Source organism: Kribbella lupini (assembly GCF_039529595.1).
Taxonomy (GTDB): Bacteria; Actinomycetota; Actinomycetes; order Propionibacteriales; family Kribbellaceae; genus Kribbella; species Kribbella lupini.
This window is the reverse complement of record NZ_BAAANC010000005.1, coordinates 164,025-183,505: the sequence shown is the minus strand read 5'-3', so window position 1 is coordinate 183,505 and position 19,481 is coordinate 164,025. Positions and strand designations below refer to the sequence as shown.

General features: G+C 65.7%; 13 protein-coding genes. 5 read left to right on the top strand and 8 right to left on the bottom strand.

The genetic code is table 11. The annotated features are described in order from the left end of the window. Window positions 1-184: 184 nt before the first annotated feature. The 3 genes from ABD235_RS37415 to ABD235_RS37405 all read right to left on the bottom strand — a co-directional run bounded on the left by ABD235_RS37415 (window position 185) and on the right by ABD235_RS37405 (window position 10,630). Window positions 185-625: a hypothetical protein gene (locus ABD235_RS37415; RefSeq protein WP_344183016.1), complete on the bottom strand. Its 441-nt coding sequence runs from the start codon at window positions 623-625 to the stop codon at window positions 185-187. Window positions 626-1,181: 556 nt separating this feature from the next. After that, the gene (locus ABD235_RS37410; protein ID WP_344183014.1) at window positions 1,182-1,496 is read right to left on the bottom strand and encodes a hypothetical protein; all 315 of its coding nucleotides are present in this window, start codon (window positions 1,494-1,496) and stop codon (window positions 1,182-1,184) included. 494 nt (window positions 1,497-1,990) lie between these two features. Beyond that, window positions 1,991-10,630 (bottom strand): golvesin C-terminal-like domain-containing protein, encoded by an 8,640-nt coding sequence (locus ABD235_RS37405; RefSeq protein ID WP_344183012.1) that lies wholly within the window; start codon window positions 10,628-10,630, stop codon window positions 1,991-1,993. A gap of 506 nt (window positions 10,631-11,136) precedes the next feature. Here ABD235_RS37405 and ABD235_RS37400 point away from each other — a divergent pair. The 5 genes from ABD235_RS37400 to ABD235_RS37380 all read left to right on the top strand — a co-directional run bounded on the left by ABD235_RS37400 (window position 11,137) and on the right by ABD235_RS37380 (window position 14,781). Beyond that, the gene (locus ABD235_RS37400; RefSeq protein WP_344183010.1) at window positions 11,137-11,802 is read left to right on the top strand and encodes a hypothetical protein; all 666 of its coding nucleotides are present in this window, start codon (window positions 11,137-11,139) and stop codon (window positions 11,800-11,802) included. Between the two features lie 225 nt (window positions 11,803-12,027). Further along, the gene (locus ABD235_RS37395) at window positions 12,028-12,585 is read left to right on the top strand and encodes a hypothetical protein (RefSeq protein WP_344183008.1); all 558 of its coding nucleotides are present in this window, start codon (window positions 12,028-12,030) and stop codon (window positions 12,583-12,585) included. Window positions 12,586-12,613: 28 nt separating this feature from the next. Further along, on the top strand, window positions 12,614-13,762 hold the full coding sequence (locus ABD235_RS37390; protein ID WP_344183007.1) for a hypothetical protein: 1,149 nt from the start codon (window positions 12,614-12,616) through the stop codon (window positions 13,760-13,762). A gap of 240 nt (window positions 13,763-14,002) precedes the next feature. Continuing rightward, window positions 14,003-14,350, top strand: a complete 348-nt coding sequence (locus ABD235_RS37385; RefSeq protein ID WP_344183005.1) for a hypothetical protein — start codon at window positions 14,003-14,005, stop codon at window positions 14,348-14,350. A gap of 89 nt (window positions 14,351-14,439) precedes the next feature. Next, window positions 14,440-14,781: a hypothetical protein gene (locus tag ABD235_RS37380; RefSeq protein WP_344183003.1), complete on the top strand. Its 342-nt coding sequence runs from the start codon at window positions 14,440-14,442 to the stop codon at window positions 14,779-14,781. Here the strand turns inward: ABD235_RS37380 and ABD235_RS37375 are convergent. The 5 genes from ABD235_RS37375 to ABD235_RS37355 all read right to left on the bottom strand — a co-directional run bounded on the left by ABD235_RS37375 (window position 14,778) and on the right by ABD235_RS37355 (window position 19,390). After that, window positions 14,778-15,308: a hypothetical protein gene (locus tag ABD235_RS37375; protein ID WP_344183001.1), complete on the bottom strand. Its 531-nt coding sequence runs from the start codon at window positions 15,306-15,308 to the stop codon at window positions 14,778-14,780. The two genes, ABD235_RS37380 and ABD235_RS37375, sit on opposite strands and share 4 nt — an antisense overlap. A gap of 3 nt (window positions 15,309-15,311) precedes the next feature. Beyond that, complete coding sequence (locus tag ABD235_RS37370) at window positions 15,312-15,881, bottom strand: hypothetical protein (RefSeq protein ID WP_344182999.1); 570 nt, start codon at window positions 15,879-15,881, stop codon at window positions 15,312-15,314. A 62-nt stretch (window positions 15,882-15,943) separates the two neighbouring features. Next, a complete protein-coding gene (locus tag ABD235_RS37365) occupies window positions 15,944-16,303 on the bottom strand; it encodes a hypothetical protein (protein ID WP_344182997.1) in 360 nt (119 codons plus the stop codon). Then, window positions 16,300-18,045 carry a type IV secretory system conjugative DNA transfer family protein gene (locus ABD235_RS37360; RefSeq protein WP_344182995.1) on the bottom strand — a complete coding sequence of 582 codons (1,746 nt, stop codon included), beginning with the start codon at window positions 18,043-18,045 and terminating at the stop codon, window positions 16,300-16,302. The genes ABD235_RS37365 and ABD235_RS37360 overlap by 4 nt, the downstream gene beginning before the upstream one ends. Window positions 18,046-18,049: 4 nt before the next feature. Continuing rightward, a complete protein-coding gene (locus tag ABD235_RS37355; RefSeq protein WP_344182993.1) occupies window positions 18,050-19,390 on the bottom strand; it encodes an ATP-binding protein in 1,341 nt (446 codons plus the stop codon). Window positions 19,391-19,481 lie beyond the last annotated feature (91 nt).

Sequence of the window (19,481 nt, the reverse complement as noted above, 5' to 3'; positions counted from 1 at the left end):
CATTTAGTCGCAGAAACTCCGCTGGCAACAGCCGTTCCTCGCCACTAGGCGCCAGTACCATTGACAGAACCATTCGTTGCAGATCAGGCGTCACCGGAAACCTGTTTCCGGAGCAAACGGCCCCGACGGTCGCAAAACTTGAGAATTCATGCATCGTCCTCAGTCACCAAGGAAGCTAAGCAATCTATCGATAGGATGACGCGTCTTCGTATACGAGCCGCACTCTCTTTCGTGTGGACCGCGCAGACGGTGCATCAGGCACACCAGCGGGGAGAACGGGCGCCAACGCCTTGAACACTCTCATCACCGCATCGTCGTCATACGCTTCGAAGGTCTCCGTCGCTCTCAGTGACGCGCCACCACCCTGCAGCGAGCGCACCTCCACGAACGCACCAGAGGCCTCCAGTGCGCCCACTCCACCGAGCCGCTCGACAAGTGCAGGCGGACATACGGTGACGCAGGAGTAGCCCCGCAGCACGTCCGTACTCTGCTCAAGCGCGTCGTGACGCTGCCTGCGCAGCAAAGCCTCCAGTGCGGTCGAGCCGGCCGAGTTGTCGGATGCGATGTTGCCGAACGACGGTGCGGCCATGTCGCAGAACTTCGCAACGAATTCCACCAAGTCCAACTGCGCTTCACTGGGATCGTCAAGCCGTCGGCCACCCGGTAGGACGCCTTCACCTCGAACCCCACCCACTGCGGCTCATCGTCGAACACTTGGATCTCCACCCGTGCGGACAAGCATCCTCCGGGCGCCACCCCGAGCGACAAGTCGTCCACGAGCCAGGTCGCCCGCCCGCCACGTGATCGCATCGACGTCAGCAGAGTGGTGAAATTCGACGCCGAGAAGCTGCTCGTCGAAGCCCGGTCGATCGGCGGAACACGACCGATCGCAGCTGAGACCCACTCCCTGCCCTCCTCCACCCGGCGAAGAAGGTCTCCGAACAGCCGGGAACGCGGTTCGTCCAGCCACCAACGGGACAACTCGTCGAACGTTGCGCCGTCGCCGACCTTCACGTCGGCATGGGCCTCGATCCTCCGCATCTGCCAGTGGTCGCGACCAGGAGGGACCTGCGGCCAATCATCTGCACCCGGCACAAGCACCTCCTCCCTTTAGCGCGTGGTGTCAGGACGCGTCACCAGTCCGGCCGAAATTCTGATAGCCCCCAAGTCGACGGATCGCGCTACAGTTCTTCGACTCGCAGCACATGAACTCCGATGTCAACCATCTTCGGCAAGGGGCGCGATTCGAGTTCCTGCGTGACGTGGATCAGGGTCCTGTAATTGGGAAAGTCCATTTCCGCCAAGTATCCCTCCTCGTCCTCGAAGTTGGCCTGCACAATCACCTCGTCCAGTCCGCTGCCGCTGCCCCCAAGATAGGCACCACCTAAATAGCTGCTCTCGCGCTCAACGAGATGTACGCCTAGGGTCGCCGCCAGACGTCGACCGACCGTGGCCACGTCGTCGTCAGAACCCAGGAGCCAGAAACGCTTGATCATCACGGGACCATATTAGGCGCACGCGAGACGCCGCATCCGATGGTCCGTAGATCACGAATTTGAACGCCCTGCCCGCGCTTTGGAGAGAACCGATTAGAGGCAGTTGAGGCCCAGTAGGTTCCGATGTATGACGACTCCACGGAGTGAATCTATCTTACTGGCACGTGTGCAACGTTGACTTCGAGATTAACGTCCATCATCCAGCACAAGGCGGTAATCAGGCACCTCTTCCTCGCCTCTCAGGACCGCAGTCGCACTACTGGGAACCGATGTGCTATTTGGCGCGATACCCCAAAGACACTTCTTGCACCAGAATGCTGACGTTGCTCGCCCATCGCCGTAGGCATCAATCACGAAAACGAGCTGCAGCGCAACCTCTCCACAGGTCGGACACGCGAGACGTTGCAGCGCACCTTGGTCACGGTACGCCGCCTCGTACGCGTCCAGCCAGCGATCGTATATGGTCCGCCCGTTGCCCGCGGCCTCCATGGCTGTCATCGCCCCGCCCACCAATCATCCTCGAATGCCTGCGCCGCCTGTTCCCAAGCGTTTCCCGCATCATAGGTCGTGGGGTACCCCATGCCAGACCGAATCTGATCAACGTGGAACAGTTCGTGCGCCAACGTACGCGCCAATTGTTCTTCGTTCGAAAATGCGGATCTGGTCAATGTAACCTTACCGTCCGGCGCCGTCGATCCGAAGTACCCTGCCCTCGATTTGTCGATCTTGATGGCAACTCCCGAGATGTCGATGTCGTACTTGCAGGCCACGTCGCACACCGTCTGCATGTTCATGGGTAGCCGTTTGCCTGCTCCGCTCGCAGCCGTACTGAGCAAGGCATCTCCAGCGTGTGCGGTGGTCCGCACACCGATCCCTGCTGGGATGGGGATGCCGATCAATTCGCCTGCGAGGTAGGCCGAGGTATCGGTGTCCGCGCCATGCTCGGCGGCAAAGTCGTCGTACTGGCCGCCTAGCGTGTCGGCTCCGCTCAACTGATAGGCGGGTGCGAAGGGGCCTTGGGCGGCGGTTTCGATGGTTTTGATGGTGCCGCTGACGGTGCCGGTCAGGAAGTTGTCGACCGCGTTGTTGATCGAATCTCCTGAGCCACCCGGGGTCAAGGTGGCGCCCTCGTCCGTTAGCTCGACATGGCAGCCTTCACCGCACTCCCGCCCCGCGACCGACGGTTCGAAGTTCATGTGGCCGTCGAGTTCGACGCCGGTGATCGGATTGCCGCCACCGAAGGCGTACCGGTTGGTGTTCCAGGGGTCGGCGCCCAGCTTCATGTCGTCGAGGGCGCCGCTGTACATGTCGCGCGTCAAGTACCGGTTCAAGCCGGGTGAGTAGTCCCGGAACCCCATGTCGTAGCCGGCGGTGGCGGGGTCCCAGCGCTTGGAGTTGAACCGGTACGGGTTGTACGCCTCGACCTCGGGGCCGCCCGTGGCGGTGGCCTTGTCCTTGCCGGTGAATCCAGTGGCGTCGTTGCTGCCGTAGCCGGTGTAGCGGTACGTCGAACGAGCCGTGCCGGTTTCCGATGTGAGGGTTTCGACGTCGGTGTGCGGGTTCAGTCCGTAGTAGCTGGTCTCCGTGGTTCCGCCGGTCAGTGGGGTCTTGGTCTGGGAGATCCGCTCGCCGGACGGCCCGTAGGTGTAGGAGGCGACCGATTTCGGGGTACCTGCGGTGTCGGGTTGTTCCTCGGTGATGACCTGGTCGCTCAGGCCCAGGTAGCCGTACGTCGTGGTCTTGGCCGCTCCGGTGCCGACGGTGGTGGACTCGGAGATGGTGCGGTCCAGCGGGTCGAACACCGACGTCTGGCTGGACTTCGCCGCACCGGTGGCGGGGTCGTACTTGCGGTGCGACACAGTCCGGTCGTAGCCGTCGTAGCCGTATCGCTCGACGGTCTTGTCGCCGGCTGTGACGGTGTCCAGCCGCCCGAACGGGTCGTAGTTGTAAACGGCCGGTGTGCCGGAGCACGGATCGGCCTGGGTCGTACCGGCGCACATCAGCCGGTTCCGGTCGTACTTCAGGAACGTGTTGGTCGACCCCGACTGCTGCCACGTCGTGTTGCCCGCGGCGTCGTAGGAGTACGCCTCGAAGGCGCCTGGGTTCGTGCCGGTCTTGGTGATCCAGCGCAGCCGGCCGTCGGTCGTGTAGACCATGTTTTGGGTTTGGCTCAGGTACGCGGTCGGCGAGTCGGCGTTCTGCACCTTCGACACATCGGAGGTGCGCCGGCCGTCGAGGTCGTAGCCGAGGTAGTGGGAGCTGATGGTGTTGGCGCCCTGGGTCTCGACCTGAGAACGCATCAAGCCGTCCTCGATCCAGCGGTACGCGACCTTGTTGCCGTTCGGCTTCGTCACGCCGGCTCGTTCACCGCGGGCGGTGTAGGTGTAGCTCGTGGTCTTCACGGCTGCATCGGTGGGTGATGTCGCGGTCTTGACCGATTCGACCAGGTTCCGGATGTCGTAGCTGTAGGCGGAGTACTGGTCGGTCTCGGGTGCGGCCTGGTCGTCGGCGAACCACGAGGTGAGGTTCGAGTTGGCGTCGTACCCGTAGGTGGTCGTCGACCGCGCCGAGCCGGTCTTGAGCTCGCGGACCTGGTCAGTCCGGCCGAGACCGTCGTAGCGGACCTCGTAGGTGTCGACTGCGGCGTTCGCGGTCCGATCGGCGATCGAGGTCAGCTGCCCGTTGACGTCGTAGCCGTAGCCGAAGTCCTTGACCGCACCCGCGGTCGATCCGGCCCGGACCATCTTCACCGCGTCGGCGACCACCGTACCGGTGGCCGGCACAGCCAGTGTGACCTTCTTGTCGACTCCTTCGGCGTAGGTGTAGGAGCCGAGCGAAACCCACGGTGAGGTCGAGGTGCAGGTCGATTGGCTGACGGTCTTCGATGCTGTGCCGGTGCTGTGCTGCACGCTGTAGACGGCCGCTGTCGCGGTGCCGGCGCCTTGCGGGCATCGAGCGAACACTTCATAGGTGCCGGCCGAGGGGACCCGAAGCTTCCACGCGAACGAATCGGTCGACGCCGAGGCCGCCGCGTGAGTGCGGTAGTCGTACCCAACCTTCGTCGCTCCCGTAGTCCCGGTTGCCCACGTACCAGTGACGGTCGTGTTCTGAGTGTCGGAGTTGTCGACCAGGACCTCGTCCAGTCCGGCCGGCGGCGCGGTGTCATTGCGGTTCTTCAGCGAGCCGTCGGGCCAGTAGTCCCACGTCATCGTCCTGCTGGCCCCGCCGGCGGCGCTGGTGAGTGTGCGGGACGTCTGCTGACCCAGCAGGTTGTAGTTGTAGGAGGTCGCGATCCCCCACGGATCCGTGCTGCCGCGCGGCAGTCCGTTGTCGAACCAGGTGAAGCTGGACCAGTCCCGTGCGCCGGCCTTGGTCGCTGCGTAAGTCGGATCGGACTGACGTACCAGATTGCCGACGGCGTCGTACTCGAAGTAGGTACGCGCCGGGTTCGGGTACGTGGTGTCGCTCGGCTTGTACGGCGCGACTCTTTCGACCGCCCGGTTGTTCGCGTCGTAAGTCGTGCGCTCGATCGAGTCGTTCGGGTCCGAGGTACTGCTGACACCCAGCGGGGACTCGACCGCGGTCTGGTTGCCGTTCTCGTCGTAGGAGTACTTGGTCGTGCGCTGGACCGTCGTGCCGCCGGTCGGCGTGTGCGGCACGCTGACCTGGACGACCTTGCCGCGGGCGTCGTACACGGTGGCCTTCTTGTTGCCGTCCGCGTCGAACTCGGCCGTGGCCAGACCATCGCGATCAAAGGCGACCCGGGAGGTGTACCCGGCCGCGTCAGTGGTCGCGACGACCCGGTGGTTGAGGTCGTAGGTCATCCTCGAGGTGAAGTCCTGGGCATCAGCGGTGTCGTTCTTCCGCGGATCGATGACGCGCTCGAGGTTGCCCACCGTGTCGTAGACGTACGACGTCTTGTAGCTCGACTTACCGTCGAACGGCGTCACCGTGCTGACCAACTGCCCAACCGGGTCGTAGCTGTAGCGCGTGACGAAGTCGTCGGGATTCGCCGAGGTGAGGTTGCCCCGCGGAGCGGTTTGCTGCAGCAACCGACCGAGATCGTCGTAGGTGTAGGTGACCTTCCGCTCCCCCGTCGACCCGTTCGAGGGCAGGACGGAGGTCTCTTGCTGGTCCGCGGCGTTGTAGGTGACGGTGGTCTCGGCGCCGTTCGGCGCGATCGTCTTGAGGACGTTGTCGTTCAGGTCGTACTGCGTTTGCGACGTCTGGACCACCGGCGTCGACGCTCCGGAGTCCATGGGCACGGTCTGTTTCGTGACCCGGCCGAAGTCGTCGTACTCCGCGGTCGTTTCCTTCAGCAGGGCGTCCTTGACCGACACGACCTGGCCGCGGCTGTCGTACTGGAACTGCGTCGACTTGCCCAGCGCGTCGGTGATGGTCTTCGGGTAGCCGTTGAAGTCGTAGTTCGCGTAAACCGTCGGCGGATTGCCGTTGGCATCGTGGACCTGGGTCAGCTGTCCGAAGGCGTTGTAGTCGTAGCCGGTCGTGTAATCGCCGACCGCCGCGCTGTTCACGCCAAGCGGATCCGTGACGCTCTCGAGGTTGCCGTTGACCGGATCGTAGATGAACTCCCACTGCCGGCCCTCTGGGCTCTTCTTCTTCTCGAGAACCGTGGGCGTGCCCGGAGCATTGTCCAAACGCTTGTAAGTCAGCGTGGTGCCGCCGGTGTGGTTCTTGTTCGCCTCGGCGTCCTTGGCCGAGGTGGGATAGCCAGTGACCGGGTCATACGTCCAGGTATTGACCGCTCCGTTGGCCTCTTCCATCCGGACCACGTTGTTGTCCTGGTCCCAGGCCAGCTTGGTGGTGGCCGCGTTGGCGTCCTTGATCCGGGTCGAGCGACCGAACGGATCGGTGGTGTAAACGGTGTCGAAACGGCGCGTCGTTCCGGCCTCCACGACCACGTCGGTGACGGTCGTCTGGAAGGCGGGATCGGTGATGCCGCCGACGTCGAGGTAGCTGTACTCGGTGAGTTTGCCGCGCCGATCGGTCAGTGTCTTCACCCGGCCGGCCCACGGGGTGGCCCAGTAGGTCAGCTTGGTTTCGCCGTTGAGCGGATCCTTGACCGAGCTCAGCCGCAGATCGCCGCCGTACGCGAACTTGAAGGTCTTGACCGGTCCCGCATAGGTGTCGGTCGCGGCGTTGTACTGTCCTCCGTCGCGGAGTTCGATCAGCTTCTCAGCATCGGCGGGGTCGTACACGAACCGCAGGGTGCGTCCGGAGATGTCTGCCAGTCGCTGCAGGCGGCTGGTGCCGGTCACGTAGGTCAGCGTGAGCGTGGTCCTGTTGTCGGCGTCGACGATCGAGGTCAGGAGTGGGGTGTCGCCGGCCTGGGCGTCGTAGCGGAACTGGGTGGTGTTGCCGTTGCGGTCCACGATCGCGCGCTGGATCCCGCCGGCCTTGCCGCTGTCTTCGAAGAAGAACCGGGTGCCGTCCGGGCGGGTCAGGCTCCACTTGCGGTCGGTCGGTGTTCCTACGGCGAGGTTGAGCCGAAGCTCGAGGGCAACGCCCGAGGGCCGTTCGTAGTACCACTTGGCCGGGTTCGGGTCGGAGCTGTTGAAGGTGTACAGGTGTGCGGTGCCGTCGCCGTCGATCACGGTGACTTCGCGCGGATAGCCCGAGGTGGTGTCGCTGGAGAAGCTGAGCGACGACCGGCCAAGCCTGGTCAGGGTCGATGTCTGTACAGACCAGCCGCGGCCGGCTGCCGAGGAGGTGATGTCGCCGCTGTCGTAGCTGAGCCGGACGAATGTGGACGCGCCGCGCGACGGGTTCTGGATCGGGCTGTAGCTGAACACGGCGTTTCCGGCGTGCAGGTTGGGTGTGAGCGTCGAACCGGCGCCGGTGTTCTCCCCTGCGTAGGTGAAGAACTTCTCCAGTCCGAGTTCGCTCGATGTCGGGTCCTCGACGATCGTCGGGCTGCGCAGTGGATCGATGTCGATTCCGGAGGCAGGGTCCGATCCCCAGACTCCGGCGAGGTTGCGCAGTTCCAGTTCGAGGTCGTAGATCTGGCGTTTGTTGCCGGTCTGGCTGTTGATCGGTACCCGGATCTGCGCATCCACGGTCTGTGACTCGCCCGGAGCCAAGTCCCGCACCGCGGTGTACAGCCGGTCACCTTCGTCGGCTTGGTCCGACCCGTCGGCCATCCACCGGTACGACAGGCGCTGTCCCGTCCAGGGGTTCTTGGTCGTGTTGGTCACCGTGACGGGCACGCTCAGAGTGGTGTTCGGCGCGACCCGGTCAGGGATTTCGGGGGCGTAGTAGGTGCCGGCCGTGGTGGTGTCGAGGTACTCGACGACAAGTTTCGGGCGCAGAGCCGGCTCAGTGGTCTCGCCGGAGGAGAATCCGATGCGTTGCTGACTGAGGGACTCGTCGCGGGTCTTGATCAGCAGTCCGTGGTTCGTACCGAAGTCGTTGGCCCACTTCTGGACCGTGGAGGTCAGACCAGCTCCTGCCCACGTCAGCCGCCCCGGCTGGATACCGGAGGTCACTGTCACCAGCGGCGTCGCGACGAAGTCGCCGCCCTTGGTGGTCCATGGGATGGTCGAGGTCGCGTTGTTCCAGGTGACCTGGTTCTCGGTGAAGCTTCGCGTCAGTTCGTGCAGATCGAACGTCGCTCCCCCGCCGGGCGAGGTCGATCGCCACAGCTGCAGCTCCGATCCCAGAACCGCGGCGCCCGTCGGGATGTCGCCGGTGTCGAAGGACAGTACCGACCGCGTGTCGCCGTACGTCGCGTGGTTGTTTCCCGTCATCGTCCACGCGTTGGCATCGGCGGTCGGAATGCTGGTGGACTGGTACGCGGTCGCGTTCGCGATGGTGCTGTCAGCGATGTCGCCGGTGATGACCTTGGCCACCCGGCCTGCTCGCGGTGTCCGCACCAGGGTCGATGCAGATGCCGAAAGCTTGCCGTCCTTCGTCCGCGCCACCACCCAGTACCGGAAGGTCGCTGCCTCCGTGGCAGTCGACGCCGTTGCTGAAGTGTCCGTGAAGGTCTGAGTGTCTTTCGGTACGACTCCGACGAGATCGACACCACTCGGGTTCGAGGCGTTGAAGTACTCCGGCGCCGGACTGGCGCAGACACCACCAGGCAAGGCGACACATCCGCGGTAGATCGCGAAGTCGACCAGGTCGTCACCATCGGCGGCCGACGGATCGACGTAGTCACCCCACGACAACTCCGCGCCGGTCGGGTGGACGGTGGTCGGCGTTGCCAGGTCGACGCTTGGCTCGGCGTACTCGATCACCAGCCGTGGCCGGTTGGCGGCTTCCCCGCCGAAGGCGTCCTCGCTCGCCTCGTACGAAGGCCCACCGATGCCGGCGTCCTCGTTCGAAGCCTTCACCATCAGACCGAAATTGGTGCCCGGGGTGTTCACCCACTCGGAGACAATGTTGCCCACGGCATAGGAATGCCAGGCATCGCGTTCCTTGGCCGGCTTAGTGATGGTTCCCGACTGGACGAATCGCAAAGCATCGGCGACCGGTGCAGAGTTGGCCGTGACGCGGGTCATCGCGACACTTGCCGGCTTACCCGGCGAGAAGTGCTGGTAGCCCAGGACCGACCAGATCCCGGAGCCGGCCGTACCGCTGGCCTGGTTCACGGTGTACGTCTTGGGGGTGCCGGTGTCGTCGGTCACCGCGTACGACGGGACGCCACGGTTCGCGGCCGCGGTGTAGTAGGCGTCCACCCGGTAGGTGCCCGCCCCGGCGATGTCCGGCATCCAGCTGAACGTGTCCGCAGTGCTGCCCGTCGGCAGCTGGTGCAGACCGCCGTTGATCGAACTCGGTGCTCCGTCGACGTACTGCCACGGGCCGGTCGACTGGACCCGGCCCTCCTCGATCTCGTCGTTGACCTGCAGGTAGTTGAACGGCAACGATCCGGTGAAGTAGTTGGCGTTCATGTTCTGCCACGTGGCGGTCGACTCGTCCCAGGTCGTCGTCACCTTGCGGGCCTCGAGCGCGACGTCGCCGGACTCGCTGCTGTGCGGCTGGCTGAAGTGAACATCCAGGCTGGCAGCCTTGATCGGAGTTCCTGGCGCGATCCCCAGCTGCGCGACGTCGAACTTGAACAGTCCCCGCGCGCTGTTCGCGCCCACCGCCGCGTTGCCCACATTGACGTTCCACAGATTGCCGTAGTTCGTCGTCGGGGCGTTCTCGTAGATCATCGCGTCCTGCGCCGCCTCGGGCACCGGCACGACCTCGATCGTCGGATCGATGACCACTGGATACCGGCGCTCCGGCGCCTTCAGCCAATCGAGGTCCGCGGAGACCGTGAGCTCGAACTTATCGCCCTTCTGGGTGATGGTCTGGGTGACGGCATCACTCGACCGCTTGCCGTACGGCGAGGCCGGGTCATCGGCGTCGTCCAGCATGTACGGCTTGGGAATGACGAACTCCGGACGTCCGGACGAGTCACCGCCACGGAAGAACCCGATCGACCCATCGGCCTGCGAGCGCGGCTCAAGACCCTTGGCCGCCAGATCGAACGTGTAGGTCGCCGCAGTGGGCACCTCGTCGAGGACGATCTCTTCCTTCAACGACTTCGGACCCACCCGGTATCGCACATCGGCACCGCCGAACACATCGCGGTACGTGACCTGATTACCGGTCACGGCCGGAGCGACCGAACGGCCGGCTCCAGCGGCGCCCATCGCGATCGAGCGACCGTCGGCCTCGAACTCCACCAGCTGGTCGGAGCGCCGACCGAAGTCCGACCGGAACGCACCCTTGGTGTTCCCGAACCCGTACCCGGGCTTGTCAGATGCACCGATCCTGGTATCGATGTCCTGCCAGTGTCCGGACTTGTCGCGGTAGTGCACGGGACCGGCGAACAGCTCGGCCTCGATCGACCCATCGGACATCCGGAACCGCTTGATCGACTCCGAGCGCCGGTCGGTCAGCTCCGCGACCCGGCGAGCGGTGATCCCGCTGGGCGCAGCGGCCTTCGGCTGCCGCGCTTCGTCAGCCGGCTTCGCAACCGCCGGGCTCGGCGGATCGCCCACGCCCAATGCGATCGCTGACGCGCGATCACCACTTGCGGGCAGAGCCAGCGCCGGCATACCGCCGGACGGAGCCAGACCCAGAGCAAGACAGCAGGCGAGAACCACACGGGCGCGGCGCATGACACTCCAACAAGAGATGAGGGACGGAATGCGATCCGGCGCGCCCCGAGCAACACCGGCATAGCGGAAAGTTTTTACCCCGCCAGCACGCGGCACCGCAAGACATTTGCAACAAGTGGCAGTGTGACCAGCATTCGGTTGCCACGACTGCGAAAACGTGCTTCGGGTCCGGGCGGCAACAAACGGCCGCGAGATCGCCAGGGATGGCGATGACCTGCGACGGAAGCGTCGCAGCCTCCACAAGGCGGATGCGGACGCTTGCGCAGGTGGCCTCCGGTGCTGGCGGGGTTGCTTGAACGCACTGGGCCGAATCGGCGCAGCATCGTCGTCGCCCAACGGCGCAAGGGTTTTGCAGCTTTTGACATCGCGGCAGCTGAGTCGGCTGGCTGGCACGGGGGACTTTACGTTGCTCTGCAGAAATCGATCTCACGGACAGCGTCACCAGCGTGGTTTACTCCTCCGGTTGCCCCGGCACCAAGGCTGGGGGCTTTGCGGAGGGAAACATCGTGCGGATCAGCAAGAAGGCAGTCGCCGTGGCCGTCGCCGTCATGGCGGCAGTCGGTGGGGGGATCGCGGTGGCGTCGTCGGCCAGCGCGGCCGATCCGGTCTCGGCGGCCGGTTCGGTCCCGAACACCGAGGGATCGGTGTCGGGCTGGAACATCAAGAACGGCACCATCTTCGGCGCCGACATCGACCCGAACGTGGTCAAGTGGTTCACCGGCACCTACAACAACACCGTCACCACGGACAGCGTGAAAGACGGAGCGCTGACCGAGAAGGACCTCAGCGAGGCCGTCAAGACCAAGCTCAACGCCGTCGGCGGCCCGGCCGGCCCCGCGGGTCCGGAAGGTCCGGCCGGCACAAAGGGCGACACCGGCGCGGACGGCGTCTCTGGCCTCGCCGTGACCGCGTCCATGAAGGTTGTACCCACCGGCTTCTCCGAGATCAAGCTCGACTGCGCCGAGGGCAAGAAGGCCATCTCCGGCGGACTCAAGTGGGACTCCGGCGCCAAGAGCGAGGCCAAGCACGTCGTGCTCAACGGCAGCTACCCGAGCGACCTCGCCGAAACCGCGGGCGTGTCCACCGCGACCTCGTGGACGATCGCCATCACCAACAACGCCCCCAACGAGATCACCGTCCAGCCCTTCCTGACCTGCGCCGCCACCAACTGACCACAGTGCAACAGCTCCCGAATCCCCCAAGGGATTCGGGAGCCGCCCAAGGACAATCAACCAAGTGGATGTGAAATGAAGCGTGCCGGATACGCGCTCCTCGCCTTACCGCTGCTGGTCGGCTGCGGCAGCTCCACCGATGTCAGCGCCCCATCGCCATCGGCGGCAACGTCCACCGCACAACCCACCCGGCACGCACCGCCTCCACCAACCGCCACACCGTCCGTGACACCAAAGGCCGCCAAGACGCCGGCGCCACAGCAGGCTGCTCTCGCCGACCTCGTCGTACCGTCGAGCACCTTCACCCGGACCTCCACCCGCGAATGGGACCGCGAACGCACCGGCCCCTTCGACGTAGACCGGTTCGCCAAGCTGCTGTCCGGTACGCCGGATGAAGACCGCGGCCTGTTCGCCCGAACCGGCTTCGTCCGCGGCCACGTCAGCATCCGGATGGCCGCCGACGACCGACGACTAGTCGTCTACCTCTACCAGTTCCGCACCCACGAAGGCGCGGTGCAACTGCAGAACAGCTTCTGGGACCAGTACGAACACGGAGACAGCTTCACTGTCCGCGGACTCGGCCGCACCTGGACCGACGCCGGGCTCAAGCAGTCATCAACTCGCTACACGGCCACCGCGAACGTGAATTTTGCCTTCGGCACCTTTCTCGTCGCGGTCAGCGTCACCGAGTCCAACAAGACCGGCAAAGGCCTCCGACCCGACACCGATCTGGCCGCCACCATCGCGAAACAACAGCGCGACCACCTCGCCGGCGCCGTTTGATCTCAGTGACGTAGCCGAATCCGGCAATGTGCTGCCCGCTGAACCCGGTCAGCCGACGGCACTGATCGCGGACCTGTCCTCGATCGGCGCATGGGTCTGCCCGCGAAGGCTCCGTTCCCTCAGCTTTGGCCTTCGACCTGATCGCTTCCTCGCTACGGCCGAGCTTGACGCTCATGACTCCAGTCGGAGTGTTGCCGCCAGCAAAGTCTTCCAGCTGCTGAACCTCGTCGTCGCTCCACTCTCGACCGCCGTTGCGAGTCGACTTAGCCTCCGCCATCACACTGCTCCCTACATCGGCGCCCTTGACGCTCCAGCACCCAGATCCGGTCGAGGCAGCACGCCACGGCTGATGTTGCTCTTCACAACGAACACGGCGCATCGTGGACCTGTGGATGTCGACCAGGTCGCGGTGGAGTTGTACGGGCTGAGGCCCGACGAGTTCACGGCTGCCCGCAATCGGGCGGCGAGAGCGGCGAACCGCGCCGGCGATGCCCGGTCGGTAGCGGCGATCATGGCTTTGCGGAAGCCCACTTTGGCGGCATGGCTGGCCAACTACCTCGTCCGAATCGATCCCGAAGGCGTGCATCAGCTCACCGAACTCGGCGAGCAACTCCGCCGGGCGCACCTGTCCGCCGATGGAGCTGCGCTGCGGCGGCTCACGCCGTACCGGCACCAACTCGTGCAGGACCTGGTCACAACGGCTCGACAACGCGCCACAACTGATGGGCGGACAGTAACGGCGGCCGTGGCGGACCGGCTGACCGAGACGCTGGACGCCGCGCTCGTGGATCCCGGCGCGGCGCAGATGCTGCGGACCGGGCAGTTGACCAGCGCGCTGCGTCACATCGGATTCGGCGTGGTTGACGAGTCGGGCGAGCCCGCCCAGCTCGCACCGGTCCAGCCCCGCGTCGTCCGCACCAGCCGGTCGACACCTTCCCGGCGATCTACCGTTGCCCCCACGCGCCCCCGAGCCGATCCAGTGCGTCAGCGCCGAGCCGAATTGGGAGTCCGCGCCGAGCAGGCCGCAGCGGAGTACGCCGGGGCCGAAGCGGATAGGGCGGAAGCCGAGTCGCTGCTCGACGCGCACCAGCACCACATCGCCGATCTCGAGGCGACCATCGAGCGACTGACCGAGGATCTGGAACAGGCTCGCGACCGGCTCAACCGCCCGACGTGAGGGACCCCCGTTGCAGCGCGCTCTGGACCGCGCGGCGCGAACTGCGGCTGCAGCACAGCGGCGCCGCGACAGCGCTGCTGCCCAGGTCGCGAAGTTCGGCGACTGATCGCAATCGAGTTTGTCCCTCAGTGAGCAGGCGCCACCATCCGGGACCGACGGCAGGCTCTCGACGCCCGAGTGCCGTCTTGTTCATTCAGCCGTAAGTAGAACATATGTTCGAACAAAGGCTATGGTGATCCCATGCCCGCGCGGTTCACAATTCGCCCCTCGGATGACAACTCCGGCACCTTCGGTGTCTGGGACGGCGCTGTCAATGGTTGGCGCGCCCACGACTTGGCGACGAAGGTCGATGCCCAACGCGTCGTCACCGAGCTGGATATCCAGTTCAACGCCTACGGCCCACGTCCTGCCGATGACTTCTGGCCTGTGACGCCCGCACGTCCGGTTCAGCGGGCTGAGTGGCAGCCAGGCGAGCTTGATGCCTGGATCCGCGACGACGACGGCCAGATCCTTGGTCGCTTTCGCGCGCCCGACGGCTCCTTGGCCTGGATCCCCAGCGGCGATCTCAGACCCCTGACCGACGGCTGATGCTTCGGTCGGGCAACTAGCTGCCAAGTCCCATCCAAGGTGGCGTAGCTGGATAGAGTCGCCTCGACCGAGCCTTGGAGGGTGAGCCGATGGGCTACCAGGAACGTCGAGTCAAGATGATCGCCGCGCAGGCGGCTCCGCATCTGGAGCTTGGGGAGCAGATCCAGACGGGGTTCATCGCGCTGACCGGGCCGGGGATCTTCACCACGCCCTGGACAGTCGTCGTCACCGATCGGTCGATCCTGGTCGTGCACCGCGGGCAGGTCCGTCGCGGGCCGCGCGACGTGGTGTTCGGCGAGCCGAAGGGACTGCACCACACGATTCACCTCGACCGTGCGTACAAGGTGAACCGGCAGTTCTACCCGGAGCTTGCGACCGCCGACGAGGCACTTCGCAAGATGCAGTCAACGGATCCCGGCGACGGGCGCTAGACCAACGTGTCGCTCAACTTGAGCAGTGCGACGCGTCGCTTCAGGTTTCGCCAGACGTACAACTGGTAGGCGACAGCAGCCACCATGAGACCCGCCAGTACGACGAACAGCGGGTGGCTCGGTGGGTCTCGCCGGAAGACCGCGACCGCGATCAGCAGTACGGCCCAGGGGATGCCGAAGAACAGCCCACGGCGTAGTCGATCGGCGTCATGAACGGCCAGTCGGAGCGCAGCTGCGCGAAGTTCGGGATCAGCAGGTACCGGCCCTCGCCGCGCCGCACGGAAGACCGCGCCGAGCTGATCACGCGGGACCTCACCGACCAGAGCCAATACATCACGCCGCGGCTTCGCGGTCACGACCGTCGCCCCGGCGCCGTACAGAAGGCCGACGACCAGGCCGAACACGATGATCTCCAGAGCCCCGGACGAGTTGTCCCACAGGATGCCGCCCGCCATGAACGCGCCGAACGGCAGGCCGTACAGCAAACAGAGGATCCACCAGGGAGCGGTGTGCAGATATGCGCGCATCTGCTACCGGTTCTCCTCTGGTTGTTGGTCTGCGTGGACTCCGTTGCCACCCTCATCGTGAGCCGCTGCGCCGGCGAGAGCGCGTTGCTCTTCGAGCCTGCTGCGTAGCCACAGTGCAAAGGGCCGGAGGTCGTCGACGTGCAGGTGTGAGATCGGCAGGCGGCGCGGTTTACCGTCGGCTGGTCTGACGTTCAGGTAGGCAAAGAGCCATCGTCCGATGGGATCGCTGATGGTCGCGATCCGGCCCCAGGCAAGGCGAGTCCGTTTGCTGCTTCCGTAGTGAACTCCGAAGCGGTCGATGCGGACGACGGGCCGACCAGTGATTAACTGCCAAACGGTGTAGCCGAAGACGCAGCACCAGATCGGCGGGACTGCCGACACGACGGTGATGAACGTCAACTCGGACTCGTCGCGCAGATTGTCCACCAACTGCCAACCCGAGCTGAGGGTCAGTAGCCCGAACAGTCCGAGCCGCCACCACAACGACCGTCGGCGCTGAGGAAACACCACCTCACCACGCGCCTGCCACTCTGCGGTCCAAGCTGCCGGCCCTTCACTTCCCAACTCGCGCACCTGATCCCCTCCCATCGATTGCTACGTACCCGCTGGGAAGCGGCATAGACAGAGCTGTCGGACTATTCGGCCAGCTGGGCTCGATGGGTGGTGCGAGAGCAGCCCGATCGCGAGTTCCATTCGCGGAGGCGGCGAAGAGAGGCGTCCAGTTCACGATGAAAGGCGATCGCGTCCGAGGGTGCGGCGTCGTCTTGGAAGGATCCCTCCCACATCGTTCGGAGGGCGGCGAGCTCCTCGACGAGCGAACCATGCTGTTGCCAGCACGAAGGAATCGTCTTGTAGTCGAGGTGGTAGCGACCTGTCAGCCAGTTCACCCATTCGTCGAGCCGGCGGAGTTCGACCTGTTCATCGGTGCTGTTGATGTCCTTCCAGCACACGACTCGCGGATCCTCGTCGACGTACAGATCCTCTTCGAACCTCACGACTTCGATCCTCCGAACTCCGCGATGCTCGCCCGGATGCGCGCCGCATCGGGGCGGGAGGTCCAGGGCCTCATCGTCAGGAGCACGGGCGGAGCGGTACGGGCGAGCAGGACGCCGGTGCCGAAGGGCAGGGTCCGGAGGGCGTCCGGCGGGAGGATCGGCATGCGGCGGGTGCTGGTGGACCAGGTCTTGCCGCCCTCGGGGCCGCGGCTCCAGTTGCGGAGTTCTTCGTCTCGGTCGCCGCAGACGGCGGAGAGGTCTTGGAGATCTCGAGGTTGGGCGGAGCCGCCGAGGATGAGGCGGAGGGTGGCGGCGTCCCACATGGCTGCGGCGGCTTGTTCACCCCAGCGGTCTCGGGCTTGGGCCAGGGATTGGACGACGACGAGGGTGGAGATTCCGTTGCCGCCGCCGTCGGCCATGAGGGAGGGCAGGGAGGGGACGGCGCAGAGGTTGGCGATCTCGTCGAGGACTAGTGCGAGCGGGGGTTCCATGCGGCCTCCTTCTTGGTGGGCGGCGATTTGGCGGGCGGTTTCGGTGATGTCTTCGAGGAGGGCGGCGATGAACGCGGAGGTCGCGCTGGCGCCGGCTCCGGTGCCGAGGAGGTAGATCGTGCCTTTGTCGGCGAGGAAGGTCTTGGGGTCGAGACCTTCGCCGGGTGGCGGGTCGAAGGCTCGGCGTACGGCGGGGTCGGCAAGGGCTGAGAGGGCGGATCGGACGCCGGCCCAGATGGCGTCGCGGGTGCGGCCGTCCATGCGGACGATGCCGTCCAGGGTGTCGCCCCAGCCTTCCGCGGCGTCGGCGGCGTGGTTGAGGATGGTGACGGCTTCGATGGCTGAGGCCGGTTCAAGGCCCCACCGGTAGAGACGGTCGATGCCGGAGTCGTCGATGGCGGCGGCGTGAAGCAGGCCACGGAGGGCCATTTCGGTTTGGCCGTGCCAGAAGGCGCCGTCGCTGACGCCGCCTTTGGCGAAGCCGGCGCCTGCGGCGAGGCCGGATGCCCGGACGATGGCGGTGGTCGGGTCTTCGCAGCCCCGGACCGGTGACCAACGGATGCCTTCCACTTTGCCGAGACCTTGGGGGTCGAAGACAGCGACCGGGCCGATGGCCTTGCGGAGCCCGAGGGTGGCAGCGAGGTTGTCGGGTCGGGTGGATGTGGTGACGCAGGCGCCGGGTGCGTCGAGGATGGCGTTGATGACGACATGGAGGCCTTTGCCTGAGCGGGGTGGGCCGACAAGAATTTCGGAGTCTTCGACCGAGGACCAGCACTCGCGACCTCGGGAGTAGCCGCGCAGCGTGCCGACGTCCTCAGGTCTTGAGTGCTTGAAGGACGGTCTGGCCGAGCGACCGCGGCGTAGCACCTGCCGGCGGCTGACGGCGTGATCGACATCGGCGCGGGTCGCCAGACCGGGGCGGGCGCCGAGGTGACTGGCCCTTCCTTGCGTGCTTGCACGTCGACGCTGGCCGATGCGAGTCACCGCAGCGCCTAGCGCGATCGGTATGCCGGCAACGAGCGCAACGATCGCCCAGTAGAGAACCGGCCCAAAGGAGTCGAGACCGAAGGCCATCGCCGGGTCACCGGGGTTGATGAGTACAGCCAGCCCGGAGGACGGAGAGGTGTCGATCCACTGGCCGGAGGTGATCAGGGCGCAGAGGCCCCCGACGGTGCGGAGCATCAGTGCGGCGGCGCCGAGAGTGACGAGTCCGATGATCGCGAGGTCCGTGTTCGAGGTCTTGTTGAGCATCGGTCTACATCCGGGCGTCGGTGTCGAAGAGTTCGACTTCGCGAGCGTGCCGTACGAGCTGTACGACAAACGACCGGTCGGGCAGGCGCCACAGCGCCCGGCCCTTCGGGAGCTTCCCGATCGTGGCGATCTCGACATCGGTCAGGCCGAGCAGAGTCGCCGTACGGGCAAGCTGGTCGGGCTCTTGGCGAAGCATGATCCGGGTCGAGCAATCAGCGAGGAGACCTTCGGCCAGCGCGCGGGCTTCGGAGCCGAGGTCGCCGACGGCGGCCAGGTCGGACAGTCGGTGGATGATCAGGACGTTGGAGACTCCCCAGGCGCGGGACAGCTTCCACTGTTCCTGCATTCGGCGAAGCAGCGCGGGGTCGCGCATGACGCGCCAGCCTTCGTCGTACACGATGAATCGCTGGCCGCCGGAAGGGTCGGCGACGGCGGCTTCCATCCAGGATGATGCGCACGCGAGCGCGAGCCGGAGGGCGTGGTCGTTGCCGCCGGAGCCGATGCGGGACGAGTCGAGCGTGACCATCGGGAGGGTGGCGTCGAACTCGGTGGTTGACGGGCCGTCGAACATGCCGGACAGGTCGCCGTGGACCAGACGCCGGATTGCGTGGGCCACTTCGCGTCCGTCGTCGACGAGTGTGCTCCTGCGGAGGCCGCCTCGGTGTGCTCGGTCGTCGTCGGGGTCGAAGAGGGCGGTGACGACGTCGGGGATGGTTGGGGCCGGGTGGGTGGTTGCTGTCTCGAGGGCGAGGTCGAGTGAGGTGTGTTCGACTGCTGTCATGGGCCGGCCGAGGGTGGACTCTGCGAGCGTGCCGAGGAGTGCTCGGCGTCGGGACCAGACGATCTTGTTCCATTCGTCGGGCTGTACGGCGGCCGGGCGGGTGCCGGCGTCGAGTGGGTTGAGCCTGGTCGGCAGCCCGGGGCCGAGCTGGATGGCCGCTCCCCCGATGGCTTCCGCGACGGGGGTCCACTCGCCTTTGGGGTCGCAGGGGACGTAGGCGCGGTGGCCGAGGGCGATGGAGCGGGTAATGAAGGCCTTCGCGGTCGACGACTTGCCGCTGCCGATGACGCCGGCCAGGAGCAGGTTGGGGTTGGTGATGACCTTCGACTGGTAGAGCACCCAGGGGTCGTAGACGAACGAGCCGCCGCTGAACACGTCCGACCCGATATAGGTGCCGTCAGCCCCCAGCCCACCCTCGGCCAGGAAGGGATAGGCCACCCTCACGATTCTCGTCGTAGCACGGTGGGCGTCGACGAGCAGCGGCAACGCATGCCGAGCGTCGTACGGCGCCCGCCGCGGCTCCACCGTCGACTCGAAGTCCCCTGACTCACGATCTCCGCTCACCGCTGGCCGTCCTCGCAGAGCGGCCGCCTTGCGGTTGGCTCTGCGAGTGGTCCGGTCCAGGCCGGTCGGTTCGTACACGGCCACTCCGCGC